This is a genomic window from Acetomicrobium sp. S15 = DSM 107314, from assembly GCF_016125955.1.
Classification (GTDB): domain Bacteria; phylum Synergistota; class Synergistia; order Synergistales; family Thermosynergistaceae; genus Thermosynergistes; species Thermosynergistes pyruvativorans.
Genome location: NZ_JADEVE010000054.1, coordinates 1 through 1,110 on the forward strand (window position 1 = coordinate 1; position 1,110 = coordinate 1,110).

A 1,110-nucleotide genomic window follows, 5' to 3' on the forward strand; every position below is an offset into this window, starting at 1 on the left:
CTTTTCTAACATCCGTCCGTCATCGCCCATCACAACTTTATATAGCGCCGATAGGTTGCCTGGGTTAGTGGCTATAGGTCTTGGCAATTCCGGCACCCGCTTAAGCCTGACTAATATATAGGGCTTTCTTTCTGCCACCCATCCGATGGGCCCAGTGGGTGAAATGAAAGCTGACGGGCTTTGGGTATGGCGCTTTTGCACGAAGCGCGCCGCGTGGATTTCGTCATTGAACACCACTAAAGTGCCAAGGCCGCGGGCTATAGAGCTAGCCGCCACAGCTACGGCAGCAGAGACGTTCGCCGGCCCGTCTGAACCGCTGAGTTTAGGATGTCGCATGGCGCCTGTCACGACTACTGGTATATCGCTTTGCACCAGTAAGTCCAGGGCAAAGGAAGTTTCCTCGATAGTGTCGGTCCCTTGTGTGACCACGACGCCGTCGATCCCGCTACGAGCTTTATCTTCGATCGCTTCGGCCAACATCAACATGTCGTCTGTGGTCAAATCTCCTGAGGGCATTTGACGAAAGTTCGACGCGGACACGTCAATTGCCTCATCCACTCCGGCAGCGCGCACTATTTCTTCAGCCGTAAGGCTCGGTGCCACGCCGCCTGCGGAAAGCGGAACAGAGGCGATGGTGCCGCCTAACGCAAAAAGATGAACACGTGGCAAGCAAATCCCTCCTTTTGCCATTCTTAAGACATATCCCTCTATAGCTCAAGTTGATTTTACTCATCCCTACCATTGAGGCTAAAGAGAGATTTCCCATGTTTAAATTAAATAAACCCGTTCTTCATGTCAAAGCAATTTGTTACTTAATGTTATCTAAGCGTGGCCTCATGAAAGTTATAAGGGTTCACCCATCACTTACACTCTATCGCATATTTCCCCTCTGAAATCTCCGAAATATTCACAGATTACCCGCCTCCATTCTTCTGTCTTTTACTTGCCTAAGGCTTTGTAAGCGTATGGTCCGCCAAGCTGGATCACGGCGCAGCGAAGCCGGCCAGACTTATTTAGAGATACTTGCCTTCTATTCGTCAAGTTCATATTTTCGGCGCTCATCGGGATCCTCAAAATAGACTTTCTTAGGGTCAAAAGCTTCCGGATCAA

The 1,110-nt window shown here is 50.0% G+C and carries 1 protein-coding gene; it reads right to left on the reverse strand.

The annotated features are described in order from the left end of the window. Window positions 1-669, reverse strand: a 669-nt coding sequence (locus EZM41_RS01240; protein WP_198468616.1) for an asparaginase domain-containing protein, incomplete at its 3' end; no start/stop codon positions are given. Between the last annotated feature and the right edge of the window lie 441 nt (window positions 670-1,110).